Origin of the sequence: Salmonella sp. 32082101201600294FB01SM01 (assembly GCF_017572865.1) — a bacterium.
Classification (GTDB): Bacteria; Pseudomonadota; Gammaproteobacteria; order Enterobacterales; family Enterobacteriaceae; genus Salmonella; species Salmonella enterica.
Map to the genome: position 1 here is coordinate 720,574 of NZ_JAGESB010000002.1, position 20,517 is coordinate 741,090.

Sequence of the window (20,517 nt, forward strand, 5' to 3'; positions counted from 1 at the left end):
TTTCCAATCTACCATGTAAAGTGAGGACAGGTTATGCAGGCGTTGATCTTAGAACAGCAGGACGGTAAAACCCTCGCATCCGTGCAACATCTCGAAGAGAGTCAACTGCCGGCAGGTGATGTGACGGTGGATGTCCACTGGTCCAGCCTGAATTATAAAGATGCTCTGGCTATCACCGGAAAAGGGAAAATTATCCGTCATTTTCCGATGATTCCTGGTATTGATTTCGCCGGCACCGTTCACGCAAGCGAAGATCCTCGCTTTCATGCAGGCCAGGAAGTACTACTGACTGGCTGGGGCGTGGGCGAAAACCACTGGGGCGGCCTGGCCGAACGCGCACGCGTTAAAGGCGACTGGCTGGTCGCGCTGCCTGCGGGACTGAGCAGCCGTAACGCCATGATCATCGGCACCGCCGGTTTTACCGCCATGCTGTGCGTCATGGCGCTTGAAGATGCAGGTATTCGCCCGCAAGACGGTGAGATTGTCGTCACCGGCGCCAGCGGCGGCGTGGGCAGTACTGCCGTTGCATTACTGCATAAGCTGGGCTATCAGGTTGCAGCAGTATCAGGACGTGAAAGCACCCACGGCTATCTTAAGAGCCTGGGAGCTAACCGTATTCTCAGCCGCGATGAGTTTGCTGAATCTCGCCCGTTGGAAAAACAGCTGTGGGCCGGTGCAATTGATACCGTTGGCGATAAAGTGCTGGCGAAAGTGCTGGCACAGATGAACTATGGTGGTTGCGTGGCCGCCTGCGGCCTGGCGGGCGGCTTCGCGCTGCCGACCACCGTTATGCCATTCATTCTGCGTAATGTGCGTTTGCAAGGGGTGGACTCGGTGATGACCCCACCGGCACGTCGCGCAGAAGCCTGGGCGCGTTTGGTTAAGGATCTGCCGGAATCGTTCTATGCTCAGGCCGCCACAGAGATTACGCTGGCGGATGCGCCGAAGTTCGCCGATGCCATCATCAATAATCAGGTTCAGGGCCGTACGCTGGTGAAGATAAAATAACGTCACGTATAAAAAAATTTACACTTAATTAACTATTTATTTTTACACATTGACACACTCCCTGTCATATTCACTACACGCCATGTTGTGGTGGGTAGACCGGGAGTCTGTGATGAAAAAGATACGTCCATTAACAGAAGCCGATGTGACTGCGGAATCGGCTTTTTTTATGCAGCGCCGACAGGTGCTAAAAGCATTAGGCATCAGCGCGGCCGCCTTATCCTTACCCTCAACGGCGCAGGCCGATCTCTTCAGTTGGTTTAAAGGCAACGATCGTCCGAAAGCGCCTGCCGGTAAACCGCTTGAGTTTAGTCAGCCTGCCGCCTGGCGAAGCGATTTAGCGTTAACGCCGGAAGATAAGGTGACGGGCTACAACAATTTCTATGAGTTTGGCCTTGATAAAGCCGACCCGGCGGCCAATGCCGGAAGTCTGAAAACCGAACCGTGGACGTTGAAAATCAGCGGGGAAGTCGCGAAGCCATTTACGCTGGATTACGACGATTTAACACATCGTTTTCCATTAGAAGAGCGTATCTATCGAATGCGCTGCGTCGAAGCGTGGTCCATGGTCGTGCCGTGGATTGGTTTCCCTTTATATAAGCTACTCGCGCAGGCACAGCCCACCAGCCACGCTAAATATGTGGCATTCGAAACGCTATACGCGCCGGATGATATGCCAGGACAGAAAGATCGCTTTATTGGCGGCGGACTGAAATACCCTTATGTCGAAGGGCTACGTCTGGACGAAGCCATGCATCCGTTGACTCTGATGACCGTTGGCGTCTATGGTAAGGCGTTACCCCCGCAAAACGGCGCGCCCATTCGACTCATCGTTCCATGGAAGTATGGTTTCAAAGGTATTAAATCTGTTGTTAGCATTAAACTCACCCGCGAACGTCCACCAACCACCTGGAATTTGTCGGCTCCCAACGAATATGGTTTTTACGCCAATGTGAACCCGCATGTGGATCATCCACGCTGGTCTCAGGCTACCGAACGCTTTATTGGTTCAGGCGGTATCCTTGATGTGCAAAGGCAGCCGACGCTGCTGTTTAACGGCTACGCCAATGAAGTCGCTTCGCTGTATCGCGGTCTCAATTTGCGGGAGAATTTTTAAGTGCGTCTGACAGCAAAACAGATAACCTGGCTAAAAGTTTGTCTGCATCTTGCCGGTTTTTTGCCGCTTCTGTGGCTCTTTTGGGCGATAAATCACGGTGGACTCAGCGCAGACCCGGTAAAGGATATCCAACACTTTACCGGCAGAACCGCACTCAAATTTTTGCTCGCCACCTTGCTGGTTTCACCGCTGGCGCGCTACGCTAAACAGCCATTATTGATACGCACACGCCGCCTGTTGGGGTTATGGTGTTTCGTTTGGGCTACGCTGCATTTAACCAGCTATGCCTTACTGGAACTGGGGATACATAACCTGGCGCTGTTAGGAAGCGAGTTGATTTCACGCCCTTATTTGACGCTTGGGATCATTAGCTGGCTGGTGTTATTGGCGCTGACGTTGACCTCAACGCAATTTGCGCAGCGTAAATTGGGCAAACGCTGGCAAACATTGCATAACGTCGTCTATCTTGTCGCGATCCTGGCTCCCATACATTACCTGTGGTCGGTAAAGATTTTATCACCGCAACCGGCCATCTACGCGGCATTAGCGTTAGCCCTTTTAGCGTTGCGTTACCGGAAGTTTCGCCAGTGGTGGCGCTAGTTTGGTGAACTGTGCGGTCGATTGCAAAACGCAAAACAGGTAATGTCCTTTTTATGTTTCGGGTTGATTATCTTCCCTGATAAGACCAGTATTTAGCTGCCAATTGCGACGAAATAGTTATAATGTGCGACTTTACATTGCCCAACGGCGATTTTCGTTCGCAGAAAGGGTGACAATCGTGCAATGAAGGTATATTTTGTTTTTTGCCCGAAAATGGCAGAAGATAGCCACACAATGACTGGCAAATCATGAATTTCACCTTCGGGTGCTACGGCATAACAGGCAAATCAAAGATGCGCGGTATTTTACCCGCGGCAGTCATTCACATGCTTTACAGACGGCGCTAAAACGCCTGTCACAATCACACTAAACAAAGAGTACGGAACCCACTCATGGATATTCGTAAGATTAAAAAACTGATCGAGCTGGTTGAAGAATCAGGTATCTCCGAACTGGAAATTTCTGAAGGCGAAGAATCTGTTCGCATCAGCCGCACAACGGCAAACGCCGGTTTTCCGGTGATGCAGCAGGCTTATGCGGCGCCGATGATGCAGCAACCCGCTCTGTCTAACGCTGTCGCGCCAACGGCTACTCCAGCAATGGAAGCGCCTGCCGCAGCGGAAATCAGTGGTCACATCGTACGCTCCCCAATGGTTGGTACTTTCTACCGCACCCCAAGCCCGGACGCGAAAGCGTTCATCGAAGTGGGCCAGAAAGTGAACGTGGGCGATACCCTGTGCATCGTTGAAGCCATGAAAATGATGAACCAGATCGAAGCAGACAAAGCAGGTACTGTGAAAGCGATTCTGGTCGAAAGTGGTCAACCGGTAGAATTTGACGAGCCACTGGTCGTCATCGAGTAACGAGGCGAACATGTTGGATAAAATTGTCATCGCCAACCGCGGCGAGATCGCATTACGTATTCTTCGAGCCTGTAAAGAACTCGGCATCAAGACCGTCGCTGTGCACTCAAGCGCGGATCGCGATTTAAAACACGTATTGCTGGCGGATGAGACGGTCTGTATTGGCCCGGCACCGTCCGTAAAAAGTTATCTGAACATCCCGGCTATCATTAGCGCCGCTGAAATCACCGGCGCGGTGGCAATCCACCCGGGTTACGGCTTCCTTTCTGAGAACGCCAATTTTGCCGAGCAGGTTGAACGCTCCGGCTTTATCTTTATCGGCCCGAAAGCGGACACCATCCGCCTGATGGGCGATAAAGTGTCCGCGATTACCGCGATGAAAAAAGCGGGCGTGCCGACCGTACCAGGATCTGACGGCCCGCTGGGCGACGATATGAATGCGAACCGCGCTCATGCCAAACGTATTGGCTATCCGGTGATCATCAAAGCGTCCGGCGGCGGCGGCGGCCGCGGTATGCGCGTGGTTCGTAGCGATGCTGAACTGGCGCAGTCCATCTCCATGACCAAAGCGGAAGCGAAAGCGGCTTTCAGCAACGACATGGTATACATGGAAAAATATCTGGAAAATCCACGCCACATCGAAATTCAGGTGCTGGCGGACGGCCAGGGCAACGCTATCTATCTGGCGGAACGCGACTGTTCCATGCAGCGTCGCCACCAGAAAGTGGTTGAAGAAGCCCCGGCGCCAGGCATTACGCCGGAACTGCGTCGCTATATCGGCGAACGCTGCGCGAAAGCGTGCGTAGACATCGGCTATCGCGGCGCAGGGACGTTCGAATTCCTGTTCGAAAACGGCGAGTTCTATTTCATCGAAATGAACACCCGTATTCAGGTTGAACACCCGGTGACTGAAATGATTACCGGCGTCGATTTGATCAAAGAGCAGTTGCGCATCGCGGCGGGTCAGCCGCTGTCGATCACACAGGACGAAGTTGTCGTTCGAGGCCATGCGGTAGAATGCCGTATCAATGCCGAAGATCCGAACACCTTCCTGCCAAGCCCTGGCAAAATCACGCGCTTCCATGCGCCTGGCGGCTTTGGCGTTCGCTGGGAATCTCATATCTACGCGGGCTACACGGTGCCGCCGTACTATGATTCCATGATCGGCAAACTCATCTGCTACGGTGAAAACCGCGACGTGGCGATTGCCCGTATGAAAAATGCCCTGCAGGAACTGATTATCGATGGTATCAAAACCAATATCGATCTGCAGACCCGCATCATGAATGACGAGCACTTCCAGCACGGTGGAACCAACATCCACTATCTGGAGAAAAAACTCGGTCTTCAGGAAAAGTAATCGCACGTTAATCTCAAAAGGCCGGTGAATCCGGCCTTTTTTATTTCTGGGGATAGCGATGCCCCATCATGTACAATTCCCGCTTTCTTCACCCATAAGGGACAAAAAATGGACGCTCGTTTTGTTCAGGCCCATAAAGAGGCGCGCTGGGCGCTGTGGCTGACCCTTTGCTATCTGGCGGCATGGTTAGTGGCTGCTTACTTACCTGGAGACTCGCCGGGAATTACCGGTCTGCCGCACTGGTTCGAGATGGCCTGCTTATTGACGCCGCTGGTCTTTATTTTGCTGTGCTGGGCGATGGTGAAATTCATTTATCGCGATATTCCGCTGGAGGATGACAATGCAGCTTGAGGTCATTCTACCACTGGTAGCCTATCTGATCGTGGTCTTCGGAGTCTCGATTTACGCTATGCGCAAGCGTACCGCCGGCACCTTTTTAAACGAATATTTTCTTGGCAGCCGTTCGATGGGCGGGATCGTGCTCGCGATGACGCTTACCGCCACCTATATTAGCGCCAGTTCCTTTATCGGCGGTCCCGGCGCGGCTTATAAATACGGTCTGGGCTGGGTCTTGCTGGCGATGATCCAGCTTCCCGCCGTCTGGCTTTCACTGGGTATTCTGGGTAAAAAATTCGCTATCCTGGCGCGTCGCTATAATGCCGTCACGCTTAACGATATGCTATTCGCTCGTTACCAAAGCCGCCTGCTGGTGTGGTTGTCAAGCCTGAGTTTATTGGTCGCGTTTATTGGCGCAATGACCGTACAATTTATCGGCGGCGCGCGACTGCTGGAAACCGCGGCGGGAATTCCCTACGAAACCGGCCTGCTAATATTTGGCGTCAGTATCGCACTCTATACGGCGTTTGGCGGCTTTCGCGCCAGCGTACTTAACGATACGCTACAGGGCCTGGTGATGCTGGTCGGCACGATAGTGCTGCTGGTGGGCGTGGTCCATGCGGCGGGCGGTCTAAGTCAGGCCGTTGACACGCTGCACGCTCTCGACCCCAAACTGGTAACGCCGCAGGGTGCCGATGACATACTTTCTCCCGCTTTTATGACCTCTTTTTGGGTACTGGTCTGTTTTGGCGTGATTGGCCTGCCGCATACGGCGGTGCGCTGCATCTCCTATAAAGACAGTAAAGCGGTACACCGGGGCATTATTATCGGTACGATTGTCGTGGCGATTTTAATGTTCGGGATGCACCTTGCCGGCGCGCTGGGTCGCGCGGTGCTTCCAGATCTGACGGTGCCGGATCTGGTGATCCCAACGCTAATGGTGAAAGTTTTGCCGCCGTTTGCCGCCGGGATCTTCCTCGCTGCGCCAATGGCGGCGATCATGTCAACAATTAACGCCCAACTGCTGCAAAGTTCCGCGACGATCATTAAAGATCTCTATCTCAATCTACGCCCCGATCAGATGCAAAATGAGATCCGGCTGAAGCGTATGTCGGCAGCGATTACTTTACTGCTAGGCGCGCTGTTGCTGCTGGCCGCATGGAAACCGCCAGAGATGATCATTTGGCTCAACCTGCTGGCGTTTGGCGGCCTGGAAGCGGTGTTCTTATGGCCGCTGGTATTGGGCCTTTACTGGGAGCGGGCAAACGCGGCAGGCGCGCTAAGCGCCATGATCGTGGGCGGCGTGCTATATGCCCTACTTGCCACATTTAATATTCAGTACCTGGGCTTTCATCCGATTGTGCCCGCGTTACTGTTAAGTTTATTGGCTTTTCTGATCGGAAACCGATTCGGCTCTTCCGCTTCGCAAGCCACCGTATTGTCTACTGATAAATAAAGAGTTTTGCCATGCCATGGATCCAATTGAAACTGAATACCACCGGCGCGAATGCTGAAGAGCTGAGTGATGCGCTGATGGAAGCGGGCGCCGTTTCCATTACCTTTCAGGATACGCACGATACGCCGGTTTTTGAGCCGTTGCCGGGCGAAACCCGTCTGTGGGGCGATACCGATGTGATCGGTCTGTTCGACGCCGAAACCGACATGAAAGAAGTTGTCGCGATTCTGGAGCAACATCGGCTGCTGGGTGCCGGATTTGCCCATAAAATCGAACAACTGGAAGATAAAGACTGGGAACGCGAATGGATGGATAATTTCCATCCGATGCGTTTTGGCGAGCGTCTGTGGATTTGTCCCAGCTGGCGTGACATTCCGGACGAGAATGCCGTCAACGTGATGCTCGACCCGGGACTGGCGTTCGGTACGGGTACGCACCCCACCACTTCTTTATGTCTGCAATGGCTGGACGGGCTCGATCTCAACGGCAAAACCGTGATCGACTTTGGCTGCGGTTCAGGCATTCTGGCGATTGCCGCGCTGAAGCTGGGAGCGGCAAAGGCGATTGGTATTGATATCGATCCGCAAGCTATTCAGGCCAGTCGCGATAATGCCGAACGCAACGGCGTGTCTGACCGGCTGGAGCTGTACCTGCCGAAAGACCAGCCAGAAGCCATGAAAGCCGACGTGGTCGTCGCTAACATCCTGGCAGGCCCATTACGCGAACTGGCCCCGTTAATCAGCGTACTGCCCGTTGAGGGCGGTCTGCTGGGGCTTTCAGGTATTCTAGCCAGCCAGGCGGAAAGCGTCTGCGATGCTTACGCCGAGCTTTTCACTCTCGACCCGGTCGTCGAAAAAGAAGAGTGGTGCCGCATTACTGGCCGTAAAAAATAATTCTTGTCAGCGTGGTCGCCCGGCCACGCTTTTCTCCACACAACTGCCTTAACGCCTTTCAGGCACCGAGACATCATTAAATTCATCAAATGAATGCCTGAAATGACTTCTTTGTCACTATCCGTCTGGATGATCAGCTGCTACCAGCGGACAAAAGGTACTGGCGTTTTAACGGGTCACAGCCATCGCCCTCGTGCTTAGTAATGCTGTCCGGGTTGTTCTGCAGCATCCGCTAAAGCGCTCTTCAGCACAGCTGGGAAAATTTATGCGTGCCATTCATGAACACAAAAGCGCGTCTGTGCGCCCCCTTCCGACTGGCAATGGAGAAAAATCACGCGCAGCGGGAAGTGATCTTGTCCTGAAACGAGACGGCGATCCCATTCATTTGGGGTAATTAGCTTATAAAAAAAGCAGATTATTCCGTTTATCTTGTTTCTGGACGAAGAAATAGAGAGAAGTTACGGGAATTTGTAAGCGCGTACAAAACCGCCGACAATAAATAACTCTATGATTTTACTGAATTATAAATTTATTTTGCTGTTTTTAAGCACGATTCATTGATCTACAACAGTGGATTGTTCAAAGTTTGGCCTTTCATCTCGTGCAAAAAATGCGTAATATACGCCGCCTTGCAGTCACAGTATGGTCATTTCTTAACTCATGCGCATCGGACAATATCAGCTCAGAAATCGCCTGATCGCAGCGCCCATGGCTGGCATTACTGACAGACCTTTCCGGACGCTGTGCTATGAGATGGGAGCAGGATTGACAGTATCCGAGATGATGTCTTCTAACCCGCAAGTGTGGGAAAGCGATAAATCTCGTTTACGGATGGTGCACGTTGATGAGCCAGGAATTCGCACGGTGCAAATTGCCGGTAGCGACCCTGTTGAGATGGCCGATGCCGCACGTATTAACGTGGAAAGCGGCGCCCAGATTATTGATATCAATATGGGGTGCCCGGCGAAGAAAGTGAATCGTAAGCTGGCAGGTTCAGCCCTCTTGCAGTACCCGGATTTAGTGAAGTCTATACTCATCGGGGTCGTAAACGCAGTGGACGTTCCTGTGACTCTCAAGATTCGCACCGGCTGGGCGCCGGAACACCGTAACTGCGTAGAGATTGCCCAACTGGCTGAAGATTGTGGTATTCAGGCTCTGACCATCCATGGCCGCACCCGCGCCTGTTTGTTCAACGGAGAAGCTGAATACGACAGTATTCGGGCAGTTAAGCAGAAAGTTTCCATTCCGATTATCGCGAATGGCGACATTACTAACCCGCATAAAGCCAGAGCTGTTCTCGACTATACAGGGGCGGATGCCCTGATGATAGGCCGCGCAGCTCAGGGAAGACCCTGGATCTTTCGGGAAATCCAGCATTATCTGGACACTGGGGAGCTGCTTCCGCCGCTGCCGCTGGCAGAGGTAAAGCGCTTGCTTTGCACGCATGTTCGGGAACTGCATGACTTTTACGGTCAGGCAAAAGGGTACCGAATCGCGCGTAAACACGTCTCCTGGTATCTCCAGGAGCACGCTCCAGACGACCAGTTTCGGCGCACATTCAACGCTATTGAGGACGCCAGCGAACAGCTGGAGGCGTTGGAGGCATACTTCGAAAATTTTGCGTAAACAGAAATAAAGAGCTGACAGAACTATGTTCGAACAACGCGTAAATTCTGACGTACTGACCGTTTCTACCGTTAACTCTCAGGATCAGGTAACCCAAAAACCCCTGCGTGACTCGGTTAAACAGGCACTGAAGAACTATTTTGCTCAACTGAATGGTCAGGACGTTAATGACCTGTATGAGCTGGTACTGGCTGAAGTAGAACAGCCCCTGTTGGACATGGTGATGCAATACACCCGTGGTAACCAGACCCGTGCTGCTCTGATGATGGGCATCAACCGTGGTACGCTGCGTAAAAAATTAAAAAAATACGGCATGAACTAATTTCGATTAGCTAACTGCTTGTTTAAAAAGGCGCTACTCGGCATGGGGAAGCGCCTTTTTTATACGCATCACATGGAATTTGGTCATGAAAGCGGAATGTGAACCTCAGTACTTTGGCGATGAATCGAAGAAGATTATTCACGGTGACGCGCTAACAGAACTTAAAAAACTGCCTTCTGAAAGCATTGACTTAATTTTTGCCGATCCGCCTTACAATATCGGAAAAGATTTCGACGGTATGGTCGAATCCTGGGACGAAGCGTCTTTTCTGGCCTGGCTGTATGAATGCATTGATGAGTGCCACCGCGTACTGAAGAAACACGGCACCATGTACATCATGAATAGCACAGAAAATATGCCGTATATCGATCTCAAATGCCGAACGCTTTTTACCATCAAAAGCCGTATCGTCTGGTCCTATGATAGTTCCGGGGTGCAGGCGAAAAAATACTTTGGTTCTATGTATGAACCGATCCTGATGATGGTAAAAAACCCGAAAAGCTATACCTTTAACCGTGACGCGATTCTGGTCGAGACCACCACGGGCGCCAAGCGCGCGCTAATCGATTATCGAAAAAACCCGCCCCAACCATACAATCAGAAAAAAGTGCCGGGCAACGTCTGGTCATTTCCTCGCGTACGTTATCTGATGGATGAATATGAAAACCATCCTACGCAAAAGCCCAGCGCGCTGTTAAAACGGATCATACTGGCCTCTTCTAACCCGAGCGATACCGTATTGGACCCTTTCGCGGGCAGTTTCACCACAGGTGCTGTCGCAGCGGCGTCAGGTCGTAAGTTTATCGGTATTGAACTCAATAATGAGTACGTAAAAATGGGGCTCAGAAGATTGAGCGTCACTTCGCATTATTCAGAAAATGAACTTGCAAAAGTCAAAAAGAGAAAAACACAAAACCTGTCCAAAAAGCAGCGAAATGTCGGGATAAACGCGCTATCTTCAGAGAAGTAAAAGCATTGTAAGTCCGCTTTTCAGCGTCAAAATTTCATGTATATTCCCAGCACGCATGGGCATGAATACACAGGATTTGACGATGATACGTAAGTATTGGTGGCTGGTTGTTTTTGCCGTCTCCGTTTTTCTTTTTGATGCGCTTTTGATGCAATGGATCGAATTGATGGCAACTGAACAGGATAAGTGCCGAAACATGGATTCGGTTAACCCTCTCAAATTGATCAATTGTACCGATCTGGAGTAGCGAACCGGGCGATTTAACCTATGATTATTTATCACCCGGATTTCTTTTATCCCTTATAAAAACAGGGAATTAAAACACGTTGAGGATAAAAGAAGGGGTGATACTGTCTCGTCCTTTTTTTTCCTGCATAACCAATGAGCTAATGATACATGCCGGTTAGTGAGTACAACCACATCCTTGTGGCGGTTTCATTTGCTGTCGCTATTTTTGCGTCCTATACCGCATTAAATATGGCCGGACGCGTAGCCGGAAGCGCCCGATCAAACGCCAGAATATGGCTAATGGGCGGCGGCTTCGCGCTGGGCGTCGGTATTTGGGCGATGCATTTTGTCGGGATGCTGGCGATGGATCACGCGATGAACATGCGCTTCGATCCGTTCCTCACCGGCCTCTCCATGCTGATCGCGATCGGCTCCTCCCTGTTTGCGCTATGGCTGGTCAGCGCTGAAAAACTGCGCCTGCGCCGTTTACTGCCGGGCGCGCTGGTGATGGGACTGGGCATCAGCGCAATGCATTATACCGGGATGGCGGCGCTGCAATTTGCTTCCATTATCGTCTGGAATAGCGCATGGGTTGCCCTCTCTATCATTATCGCGCTACTGGCGTCCTGCGGCGCGCTGTGGCTCACGTTCCGCCTGCGTCATGAGGGAACAGATGTCGCCCTGAGGCGAGCAGGCGCTGCGGTATTAATGGGGATAGCTATCGCCGGCATGCATTACGCCGGTATGAAGGCCGCACACTTTCCCCAAAACTGGCCGATGGAGCATCGTGGCGTCGATAGCAACTGGCTGGCTGTTCTTGTCAGCGTGGTCGCGCTGACTATCCTGGGCATTACTCTGCTGGTTTCTTTATTTGACGCCCGGCTTCAGGCCCGTACCGCACTACTTGCCTCTTCACTGGCGCAGGCGAACCAGGAACTGGCGCAGTTGGCGCTGCATGATACGCTCACCCGTTTACCAAACCGGGTACTCCTTGAGGATCGTCTGGAACAGGCCATCAGCAAAGCGAATCGGGAAGGCACGTCTTTCGCGCTACTGTTTATGGATCTGGATGGCTTTAAAGCCGTTAATGACGCTTATGGTCATGATATTGGCGATAAGCTACTGGTAGCGGTCACGCATCGTCTGAACCACCCGCTGAGCGGTCAGTTTACCCTGGCGCGGATTGGCGGCGACGAATTTGTGCTGCTTGCAGAAGTCAGCGCGCCTGACGAAGCGGCTTCCCTTGCCAGCGCGCTGGTACATTCGATAGATGCGCCCTTTACGATAGATCCGTATGAACTGGTCGTCACCCTTAGCGTGGGAATAGCGCTCTATCCGCTGGACGGAAAAAACGAACGGGAACTGATGTTCAACGCCGATGCCGCGATGTACCACACGAAGCATACAGGGCGTAACGGATACCATTTCTTTCAGCCATCAATGAATATGTTGGCGCAAACCCAGCTTCAGCTAATGAATGATCTGTGGCTGGCGCTGGAAAGACAAGAGCTCAGGCTGGTGTATCAGCCTAAATTTCAGGCTCCTGCCGGCCCCATTGTAGGATTTGAGGCCCTGTTGCGCTGGTATCATCCAAAACAAGGCGTACTGAATCCTGACCAGTTTTTACCGCTGGCGGAAAAAACGGGTCTTATCGTCACTATCGGTAGCTGGGTGATAGACGAGGCGTGTCGACAGCTACGCGAGTGGCACTTACAGGGATACGCCTTATGGTCAGTGGCGGTAAATCTTTCCGCCTTACAATTTGAGCAGCCCGGCCTTGTGGACACCATTACGCGGAGCCTGGCCCGACACAGTATCCGTCCCGATTTATTGATTCTGGAAATCACCGAAACCACGGCGATGAACAAGCCAGAGCAAAGCGTCGCTATACTCACCAGATTAACGGAAATGGGGGTTAAGGCCTCTATTGACGACTTTGGCACCGGTTATTCCAGCCTTCTCTATCTGAAACGTCTTCCGGCGTGCGAACTAAAAATTGATCGCGCTTTCGTACATGAACTCAGCGAGGCAAGCGACGGCGCGACCATTGTTGCGGCTATTGTCGCGCTGGCGAAAGCGTTAAATCTGCAAATTGTGGCAGAAGGGGTAGAAAATGAAACGCAGCAACAATTTTTGACCCAGTTAGGATGCCATACACTTCAGGGGTTCCTGCTTGGCAAGCCGCGTACGGCAGAGGAAATTGCTCGCGATATTCGGGACCCTGCCAATATATTCACAAGGTCAATATATAATATCAACTCAAAATAATCTCAGGCTTCTTCCGCCTGTTGTTCATTTGGCATTAATTGCCTCACACTGCCATCCGGGCTTAGCATTTTTAATACATTATCGACTAATGCAGGCGCCTGCTTATAAAGATCATAACTTGTGGGATTCATTAACCAGTTCTTTACTATTCCGCTAAAACTACCATGCAGAATAATTAATATGACATCCAGATCAAGACTGCCTGAGATCAGCTTTTTATCCATACATCGCTGTAATACTTCAAGCAGCGACTGATGATGGAAACCAATCTTCTCCCGAATGGCCTGTTCCGATATCATACCATTATGGAATTCACATTTATGATATAAAATCTGCATTAATGCCTGCTGACGAGGCACTGCCGCAATATATTGTAAGGCTGCAATAAATTTCTCTCGTAGATCCTGTAAAGGATTATCATTCCAGCATCCCGTAAGCCTATCCTGAATAAGTTCGCGTAAAGGTGGTTGCTGTAACCAAACCTCATTAAACAACTGCGTTTTATTCTCAAAGTGCCAGTAGATGGCGCCCCGCGTGACATCAGCGGCATCAGCGATATCATTCAGCGTCGTGTTGGCAACGCCGCGCAAAGCGAACTGCGCAATAGCGGTTTCAATCAAGTGTTGCCGCGTTTTAAGCGCATCCGCCTTCGTTTTCTTCGCCATAATTAAGATATCCTGGACCATAAAAACGATAAATACGCTGATAAAATACTCAGCATAAAAAACAACTTTACCATGTCCTTTTTAGTCAGACGAGAGACAGCTATTTTTATTTCGCACAACACCGCCAAAACAATAATAAAAACAAATAAATTAATAAAACACATTCATATAAAATATATATTTCGAATCATGTTATTCAACATCATGATTTTACTAATCGGGACATTATGAAACGACAGGGAATAGTTCTTTTTTTTGCTTTTATGTGCCGTGAACCCCATCCCAAAATAAGTATTGCTTACATCACAAGCTAATAATTTGTAGGATACCCCACTGCTATTCTATTTTTCGCGCGTTAACGCCTTACCGTTATCCGGTGAATAACGAGCTTTCGGTTTTTTAAGGAACAGTAATGACGAAACATGCCAGGTTTTCACTCCTGCCCTCATTCATCATATTCTCTGCTGCGCTGCTGGCCGGTTGTAATGACCAGGGAGATACCCAGGCTCATGCCGGCGAGCCGCAAGTCACCGTCCATGTGGTCGAAACAGCGCCGCTAGCCGTAACGACCGAACTTCCCGGACGTACGTCCGCATTTCGCATTGCGGAAGTTCGCCCCCAGGTGAGCGGGATCGTGCTTAAAAGAAACTTCACCGAAGGTAGCGATGTAGAGGCCGGGCAGTCGCTTTATCAGATCGATCCTGCCACCTATCAGGCCGATTATGACAGCGCTAAAGGCGAACTTGCTAAAAGCGAAGCGGCTGCGGCTATCGCGCACCTGACGGTCAAACGCTATGTTCCACTGGTCGGCACAAAATATATCAGCCAACAGGAATATGATCAGGCGATTGCCGACGCCCGCCAGGCCGATGCCGCCGTTGTGGCGGCAAAAGCCGCTGTTGAAAGCGCGCGTATTAACCTTGCGTATACCAAAGTCACCTCACCCATCAGCGGGCGTATAGGAAAATCTAATGTGACTGAAGGCGCGCTGGTGACTAATGGTCAGTCAACTGAACTGGCTACCGTGCAACAACTCGACCCGATTTATGTCGACGTGACGCAATCAAGCAACGACTTTATGCGACTCAAGCAATCCGTCGAACAAGGTAACCTGCATAAAGACAGCGCCAGTAGCACGGTTCAACTGGTAATGGAAAATGGTCAGGTCTACCCGATTAAAGGCACGCTGCAATTTTCCGACGTTACCGTAGATGAAAGCACCGGCTCTATCACGCTCAGGGCAGTTTTCCCTAACCCGCAACACAGTCTGCTTCCCGGTATGTTTGTGCGCGCCCGCATTGATGAAGGCGTCCAGCCCAATGCCATCCTTGTCCCCCAGCAGGGCGTAACCCGCACGCCGCGCGGCGACGCAATGGTGATGGTGGTTAACGATAAAAGCCAGGTTGAAGCCCGCAATGTCGTGGCGGCTCAGGCTATTGGCGATAAATGGCTCATCAGCGAAGGGTTAAAACCGGGCGATAAGGTCATCGTCAGCGGCTTACAAAAAGCGCGACCGGGCGTCCAGGTGAAAGCCACTACCGATGCTCCTGCAGCGAAAACGGCGCAATAAGGTAACCGTACATGGCAAACTTTTTTATTAGACGTCCTATTTTCGCCTGGGTTCTGGCCATTATCCTGATGATGGCTGGCGCACTGGCAATAATGCAACTTCCCGTTGCGCAGTATCCAACCATTGCGCCGCCAGCGGTTTCTATTTCTGCAACCTATCCTGGCGCGGATGCGCAGACGGTACAGGATACGGTTACTCAGGTTATCGAACAAAATATGAACGGTATCGATAACCTGATGTATATGTCCTCTACCAGCGACTCTGCTGGTAGCGTGACCATCACCCTGACCTTCCAGTCCGGAACCGATCCGGATATCGCGCAGGTTCAGGTGCAAAATAAATTGCAGCTCGCCACGCCTTTACTGCCGCAAGAAGTCCAGCAGCAGGGGATTAGCGTTGAAAAGTCCAGCAGCAGCTTTTTGATGGTCGCCGGGTTCGTCTCGGATAATCCGAACACTACCCAGGACGACATCTCTGACTATGTCGCCTCTAACATTAAGGATTCTATCAGCCGTCTGAATGGTGTGGGCGACGTTCAGCTATTTGGCGCACAGTACGCCATGCGTATCTGGCTGGATGCGAATCTGCTAAATAAATACCAGCTCACGCCAGTTGATGTCATCAACCAGTTAAAAGTACAGAACGACCAGATTGCGGCAGGCCAACTGGGCGGCACGCCAGCATTACCGGGCCAGCAGCTTAACGCCTCAATCATCGCCCAAACGCGTCTGAAAGATCCGCAAGAGTTCGGCAAAGTTACGTTGCGTGTCAATACCGACGGTTCTGTCGTCCATCTCAAAGATGTCGCGCGTATTGAGCTTGGCGGTGAAAACTATAACGTTGTAGCGCGCATTAACGGTAAACCGGCCTCCGGTCTCGGTATTAAACTGGCGACCGGCGCTAACGCGCTGGATACCGCAACCGCAATCAAAGCAAAACTGGCAGAACTGCAGCCTTTCTTCCCTCAGGGAATGAAGGTGGTTTATCCTTATGACACAACGCCCTTCGTAAAAATATCTATCCACGAAGTGGTAAAAACGCTGTTTGAAGCGATTATTCTGGTATTCCTGGTAATGTATCTGTTCTTACAGAATATCCGGGCAACCCTGATTCCTACCATCGCTGTTCCTGTCGTATTGCTAGGCACTTTTGCGGTACTCGCCGCCTTTGGCTATTCCATCAATACCCTGACGATGTTCGGCATGGTACTGGCGATAGGACTGTTGGTTGACGATGCGATAGTGGTCGTAGAAAACGTTGAACGTGTAATGATGGAGGATAACCTTTCTCCCCGAGAGGCGACGGAAAAATCCATGTCGCAGATTCAGGGAGCGCTGGTAGGTATCGCGATGGTACTGTCTGCGGTATTTATCCCGATGGCCTTTTTTGGCGGCTCGACCGGGGCAATTTATCGCCAGTTCTCTATTACTATTGTTTCAGCAATGGCGCTATCCGTTCTGGTTGCGTTGATTCTGACGCCAGCGCTGTGCGCTACGCTACTTAAACCCGTATCTGCTGAACATCACGAGAAAAAAAGTGGCTTCTTTGGCTGGTTCAATACCAAGTTTGATCACAGCGTTAACCACTATACTAACAGCGTAAGCGGTATCGTGCGTAATACGGGTCGCTATCTCATTATCTATCTACTTATTGTAGTCGGAATGGCGGTTCTGTTTTTACGCCTCCCGACCTCCTTCCTGCCGGAAGAAGATCAGGGGGTATTCCTGACCATGATTCAGCTCCCCTCTGGCGCTACGCAAGAACGTACGCAGAAAGTGCTGGATCAAGTCACTCATTACTACCTGAATAATGAAAAAGCGAACGTCGAAAGCGTGTTTACCGTAAACGGCTTTAGCTTTAGCGGTCAGGGACAAAACTCAGGGATGGCATTTGTCAGCCTTAAACCCTGGGAAGAGCGTAACGGTGAAGAAAATAGCGTCGAAGCCGTTATCGCCAGAGCGACACGCGCCTTTAGCCAGATTCGCGACGGGTTGGTGTTCCCCTTCAACATGCCGGCAATTGTCGAGTTAGGTACCGCGACAGGTTTCGACTTTGAACTGATTGATCAGGGAGGACTCGGTCACGATGCGTTAACAAAAGCGCGTAATCAACTGCTGGGTATGGTCGCGAAGCATCCTGATCTATTAGTGCGCGTACGCCCGAATGGGCTGGAAGACACGCCACAGTTCAAGCTGGATGTCGATCAAGAAAAAGCGCAGGCGCTCGGTGTTTCGCTGTCTGATATCAACGAAACCATCTCCGCGGCGTTGGGCGGCTATTACGTTAACGACTTTATCGATCGCGGACGAGTGAAAAAAGTATACGTTCAGGCTGACGCTCAGTTCCGTATGCTGCCGGGAGATATCAACAATCTTTATGTTCGCAGCGCCAATGGCGAGATGGTGCCCTTCTCTACCTTTAGCTCAGCACGGTGGATTTATGGTTCGCCACGCCTGGAACGCTATAACGGAATGCCGTCAATGGAACTGCTCGGTGAAGCAGCGCCCGGACGAAGTACCGGTGAAGCCATGTCGTTAATGGAAAATCTGGCTTCACAGCTGCCAAACGGTATTGGCTATGACTGGACAGGTATGTCGTATCAGGAACGGTTGTCAGGTAACCAGGCGCCGGCGCTGTACGCAATCTCACTCATTGTCGTTTTCCTCTGCCTTGCCGCTCTGTATGAAAGCTGGTCAATTCCGTTCTCGGTAATGCTGGTCGTACCGCTCGGCGTGGTTGGCGCTCTGCTTGCAGCGTCATTGCGCGGTCTGAACAATGACGTTTACTTCCAGGTTGGCTTGTTAACCACTATTGGCCTTTCTGCTAAAAACGCCATCCTGATTGTTGAGTTCGCCAAAGATCTTATGGAGAAAGAAGGACGTGGATTGATTGAAGCGACGCTGGAAGCATCCCGTATGCGTTTACGTCCTATTCTAATGACCTCGCTGGCCTTTATTCTCGGGGTAATGCCGTTAGTTATCAGTCGTGGCGCAGGTAGTGGGGCACAGAACGCAGTAGGCACAGGGGTTATGGGGGGAATGTTAACCGCAACCTTATTAGCTATCTTCTTCGTACCAGTATTCTTCGTTGTTGTAAAACGCCGATTTAATCGCCATCATGATTAACCGGTAAACAGAGGCGTCTTCGGACGCCTTTTTAAACGGTACGTCTTTATCTCCGCTATTCCCCTCTCCGCTTACCTCTGCATTCTCCATAGTTTTTACAATTCACATGAATTGAGATGATTCCTCATGTCGGCCATTTTTTCTGTGGTGGTAAAATAACTCTCGTTTTCGCAGCGGTTAGAGCCAGCATTTACGTTGCTGTACTTCGCGAAACGCTGATTAATGAGGTAACACCATGAAAAGACTAATCCCAGTTGCATTGCTTACCACCATATTGGCAGGTTGTGCACATGATTCTCCCTGCGTACCGGTTTATGACGATCAAGGGCGGCTGGTTCATACCAATACATGTATGAAAGGTACTACGCAGGATAACTGGGAGACAGCAGGCGCTATTGCTGGCGGCGCTGCGGCGGTAGCAGGGTTGACGATGGGTATCATTGCGCTTTCTAAATGATACATGCAGGCGCGGCAATGCCGCGCTTTCAGTAATAATATAAAGGTCGTAAGGATACTCAGCGACGTAATCTATTCAGCCTGTCCCCCGAAAGTTAACACGGTAAAACGCTCTCTTTTCTTACTCGCCCATCCCGATAGTATTTATTCTGTTCCTTGTCCGATGCAGACAAAATTGTAGCTTGATAGCATCGTAAGCCGCATTACAAACAGGCTTTATACAGTAAGACTTAGAGCGTGGTCCATTAGGCGTAATTATTACAGACAGTCTGGATATAAACCGGAGCATACACGTAATACATGAGGATTTTGAGCACTGTCCCAGGGCCAAACTGGCAAATAAAATAGCCAAATAGGCCAGATTCTCAGTCCTCAGCGAATATCTCTATTGCTTATTAGTGGCGTAAGTAAAAGCCGTTTGTACATCTACTTCAGCACGGTTCACATTCGATGGTTCAGGCGGATATATGGCGGGAAATCACGTTTACTAAAACGGTTTTTATCCACTCTACGAAGATGTTATATACCCAAAATAATTCGAGTTGCTTAAAGGCGGCAAGGGAGTGAGTCCCCAGGAGCATAGATAACTATGTGACTGGGGTGAGCGACAAATCTGCCGGGAGCAGATTTGAACGTCGCGTGCGACGGCCCGTCAGGGCGAGGCCCATGAATGGGCCGAGTAATCCGTAGCCAACACATAAGCGACTTGAAGTATGAAGGGTATAAACCAAATATAAAACGCGTCGGCGTCATTATCCGATAACTTTTTCCATAGAGAGATAAATGCAAAAAGGCCCAATCTTTCGATTGGGCCTTTTGCTTTATTTGATGTCTGGCAGTTTATGGCGGGCGTCCTGCCCGCCACCCTCCGGGCCGTTGCTGCGCAACGTTCAAATCCGCTCCCGGCGGATTTGTCCTCCTCAGGAGAGTGCTCACCGACAGACTACAGATAAAACAAAAGGCCCAGTCTTTCGACTGAGCCTTTTGTTTTATTTGATGTCTGGCAGTTCCCTACTCTCGCATGGGGAGACCCCACACTACCATCGGCGCTACGGCGTTTCACTTCTGAGTTCGGCATGGGGTCAGGTGGGACCACCGCGCTACTGCCGCCAGACAAATTCTTTTTCAAATGCCAAACTTTAACCGTATTAAGTGGTGCTGATACCCAGAGTCGAACTGGGGACCTCACCCTTACCAAGGGTGCGCTCTACCAACTGAGCCATATCAGCACACTAAATTTGATGCCTGGCAGTTCCCTACTCTCGCATGGGGAGACCCCACACTACCATCGGCGCTACGGCGTTTCACTTCTGAGTTCGGCATGGGGTCAGGTGGGACCACCGCGCTAGTGCCGCCAGGCAAATTCTTTGTGCTCTGTCCTGTGTCTTTTACACTGATACGGCGTTGGCTGCTCTTGCGAACGTCAGTCACATACTTCTGTATGCTCCTTCCGTCGCTGCGTTTGCCGCCTTGTCTCAGCGTAAAATCCTTCGGACTCTGAATCTGAGCTGAAAATCTTCTCTCAATCCGCCAAAACATCTTCGGCGTTGTAAGGTTAAGCCTCACGGTTCATTAGTACCGGTTAGCTCAACGCATCGCTGCGCTTACACACCCGGCCTATCAACGTCGTCGTCTTCAACGTTCCTTCAGGAGA

17 protein-coding genes, 1 tRNA gene and 3 rRNA genes are annotated in these 20,517 nt (G+C 50.9%); 16 read left to right on the forward strand and 5 right to left on the reverse strand.

Features of this window, described 5'->3' with window-relative positions; translation table 11 throughout:
- Positions 1-33 precede the first annotated feature (33 nt).
- The 13 genes from J4645_RS13235 (at position 34) to J4645_RS13295 (ending at position 13,047) form a co-directional block, all read left to right on the forward strand.
- Complete coding sequence (locus J4645_RS13235) at positions 34-1,008, forward strand: MDR family oxidoreductase (RefSeq protein ID WP_001148240.1); 975 nt, start codon at positions 34-36, stop codon at positions 1,006-1,008.
- Between the two features lie 112 nt (positions 1,009-1,120).
- On the forward strand, positions 1,121-2,125 hold the full coding sequence (gene msrP / locus J4645_RS13240; protein WP_000723877.1) for a protein-methionine-sulfoxide reductase catalytic subunit MsrP: 1,005 nt from the start codon (positions 1,121-1,123) through the stop codon (positions 2,123-2,125).
- Positions 2,126-2,725 carry a protein-methionine-sulfoxide reductase heme-binding subunit MsrQ gene (gene msrQ, locus J4645_RS13245; RefSeq protein ID WP_079960381.1) on the forward strand — a complete coding sequence of 200 codons (600 nt, stop codon included), beginning with the start codon at positions 2,126-2,128 and terminating at the stop codon, positions 2,723-2,725.
- 392 nt (positions 2,726-3,117) lie between these two features.
- Positions 3,118-3,588 (forward strand): acetyl-CoA carboxylase biotin carboxyl carrier protein, encoded by a 471-nt coding sequence (gene accB, locus J4645_RS13250; protein ID WP_000354628.1) that lies wholly within the window; start codon positions 3,118-3,120, stop codon positions 3,586-3,588.
- Between the two features lie 10 nt (positions 3,589-3,598).
- Positions 3,599-4,948: an acetyl-CoA carboxylase biotin carboxylase subunit gene (gene accC / locus J4645_RS13255; RefSeq protein WP_000884627.1), complete on the forward strand. Its 1,350-nt coding sequence runs from the start codon at positions 3,599-3,601 to the stop codon at positions 4,946-4,948.
- Between the two features lie 108 nt (positions 4,949-5,056).
- On the forward strand, positions 5,057-5,299 hold the full coding sequence (locus J4645_RS13260) for a YhdT family protein (RefSeq protein ID WP_000340017.1): 243 nt from the start codon (positions 5,057-5,059) through the stop codon (positions 5,297-5,299).
- Positions 5,289-6,740 carry a sodium/pantothenate symporter gene (panF, locus tag J4645_RS13265; protein WP_023214449.1) on the forward strand — a complete coding sequence of 484 codons (1,452 nt, stop codon included), beginning with the start codon at positions 5,289-5,291 and terminating at the stop codon, positions 6,738-6,740. The genes J4645_RS13260 and panF overlap by 11 nt, the downstream gene beginning before the upstream one ends.
- A gap of 11 nt (positions 6,741-6,751) precedes the next feature.
- Complete coding sequence (gene prmA, locus J4645_RS13270) at positions 6,752-7,633, forward strand: 50S ribosomal protein L11 methyltransferase (protein WP_023137162.1); 882 nt, start codon at positions 6,752-6,754, stop codon at positions 7,631-7,633.
- Positions 7,634-8,293: 660 nt separating this feature from the next.
- Positions 8,294-9,259 carry a tRNA dihydrouridine synthase DusB gene (dusB, locus tag J4645_RS13275; RefSeq protein ID WP_001219664.1) on the forward strand — a complete coding sequence of 322 codons (966 nt, stop codon included), beginning with the start codon at positions 8,294-8,296 and terminating at the stop codon, positions 9,257-9,259.
- Between the two features lie 25 nt (positions 9,260-9,284).
- Positions 9,285-9,581, forward strand: coding sequence for a DNA-binding transcriptional regulator Fis (gene fis, locus J4645_RS13280; protein WP_000462905.1), 297 nt, complete (start codon positions 9,285-9,287; stop codon positions 9,579-9,581).
- 85 nt (positions 9,582-9,666) lie between these two features.
- Positions 9,667-10,551, forward strand: coding sequence for an adenine-specific DNA-methyltransferase (yhdJ, locus tag J4645_RS13285; protein WP_000642611.1), 885 nt, complete (start codon positions 9,667-9,669; stop codon positions 10,549-10,551).
- Between the two features lie 82 nt (positions 10,552-10,633).
- Positions 10,634-10,798: a DUF2556 family protein gene (locus J4645_RS13290; protein WP_000620015.1), complete on the forward strand. Its 165-nt coding sequence runs from the start codon at positions 10,634-10,636 to the stop codon at positions 10,796-10,798.
- Positions 10,799-10,947: 149 nt separating this feature from the next.
- Positions 10,948-13,047 (forward strand): bifunctional diguanylate cyclase/phosphodiesterase, encoded by a 2,100-nt coding sequence (locus tag J4645_RS13295; RefSeq protein WP_023214450.1) that lies wholly within the window; start codon positions 10,948-10,950, stop codon positions 13,045-13,047.
- Positions 13,048-13,049: 2 nt separating this feature from the next.
- Here J4645_RS13295 and envR read toward each other — a convergent pair whose 3' ends face one another.
- Positions 13,050-13,712: an acrEF/envCD operon transcriptional regulator gene (gene envR / locus J4645_RS13300; protein WP_001085721.1), complete on the reverse strand. Its 663-nt coding sequence runs from the start codon at positions 13,710-13,712 to the stop codon at positions 13,050-13,052.
- A 412-nt stretch (positions 13,713-14,124) separates the two neighbouring features.
- Between envR and J4645_RS13305 the strand changes: the two genes are divergently transcribed.
- From J4645_RS13305 to J4645_RS13315, 3 genes are all read left to right on the forward strand, one after another.
- The gene (locus J4645_RS13305) at positions 14,125-15,282 is read left to right on the forward strand and encodes an efflux RND transporter periplasmic adaptor subunit (protein ID WP_000160383.1); all 1,158 of its coding nucleotides are present in this window, start codon (positions 14,125-14,127) and stop codon (positions 15,280-15,282) included.
- An 11-nt stretch (positions 15,283-15,293) separates the two neighbouring features.
- On the forward strand, positions 15,294-18,407 hold the full coding sequence (locus tag J4645_RS13310; protein ID WP_023214451.1) for an efflux RND transporter permease subunit: 3,114 nt from the start codon (positions 15,294-15,296) through the stop codon (positions 18,405-18,407).
- A gap of 235 nt (positions 18,408-18,642) precedes the next feature.
- Positions 18,643-18,864, forward strand: coding sequence for a hypothetical protein (locus tag J4645_RS13315; protein ID WP_015406264.1), 222 nt, complete (start codon positions 18,643-18,645; stop codon positions 18,862-18,864).
- Positions 18,865-19,861: 997 nt separating this feature from the next.
- Here the strand turns inward: J4645_RS13315 and rrf (J4645_RS13320) are convergent.
- The 4 genes from rrf (J4645_RS13320) to J4645_RS13335 all read right to left on the reverse strand — a co-directional run.
- Positions 19,862-19,977 (reverse strand): 5S ribosomal RNA (gene rrf, locus J4645_RS13320).
- A gap of 39 nt (positions 19,978-20,016) precedes the next feature.
- Positions 20,017-20,092 (reverse strand) — tRNA-Thr (locus J4645_RS13325).
- A gap of 14 nt (positions 20,093-20,106) precedes the next feature.
- Positions 20,107-20,222, reverse strand: a 5S ribosomal RNA gene (gene rrf / locus J4645_RS13330).
- Positions 20,223-20,414: 192 nt separating this feature from the next.
- Positions 20,415-20,517 (reverse strand): 23S ribosomal RNA (locus J4645_RS13335); the annotation flags it as partial.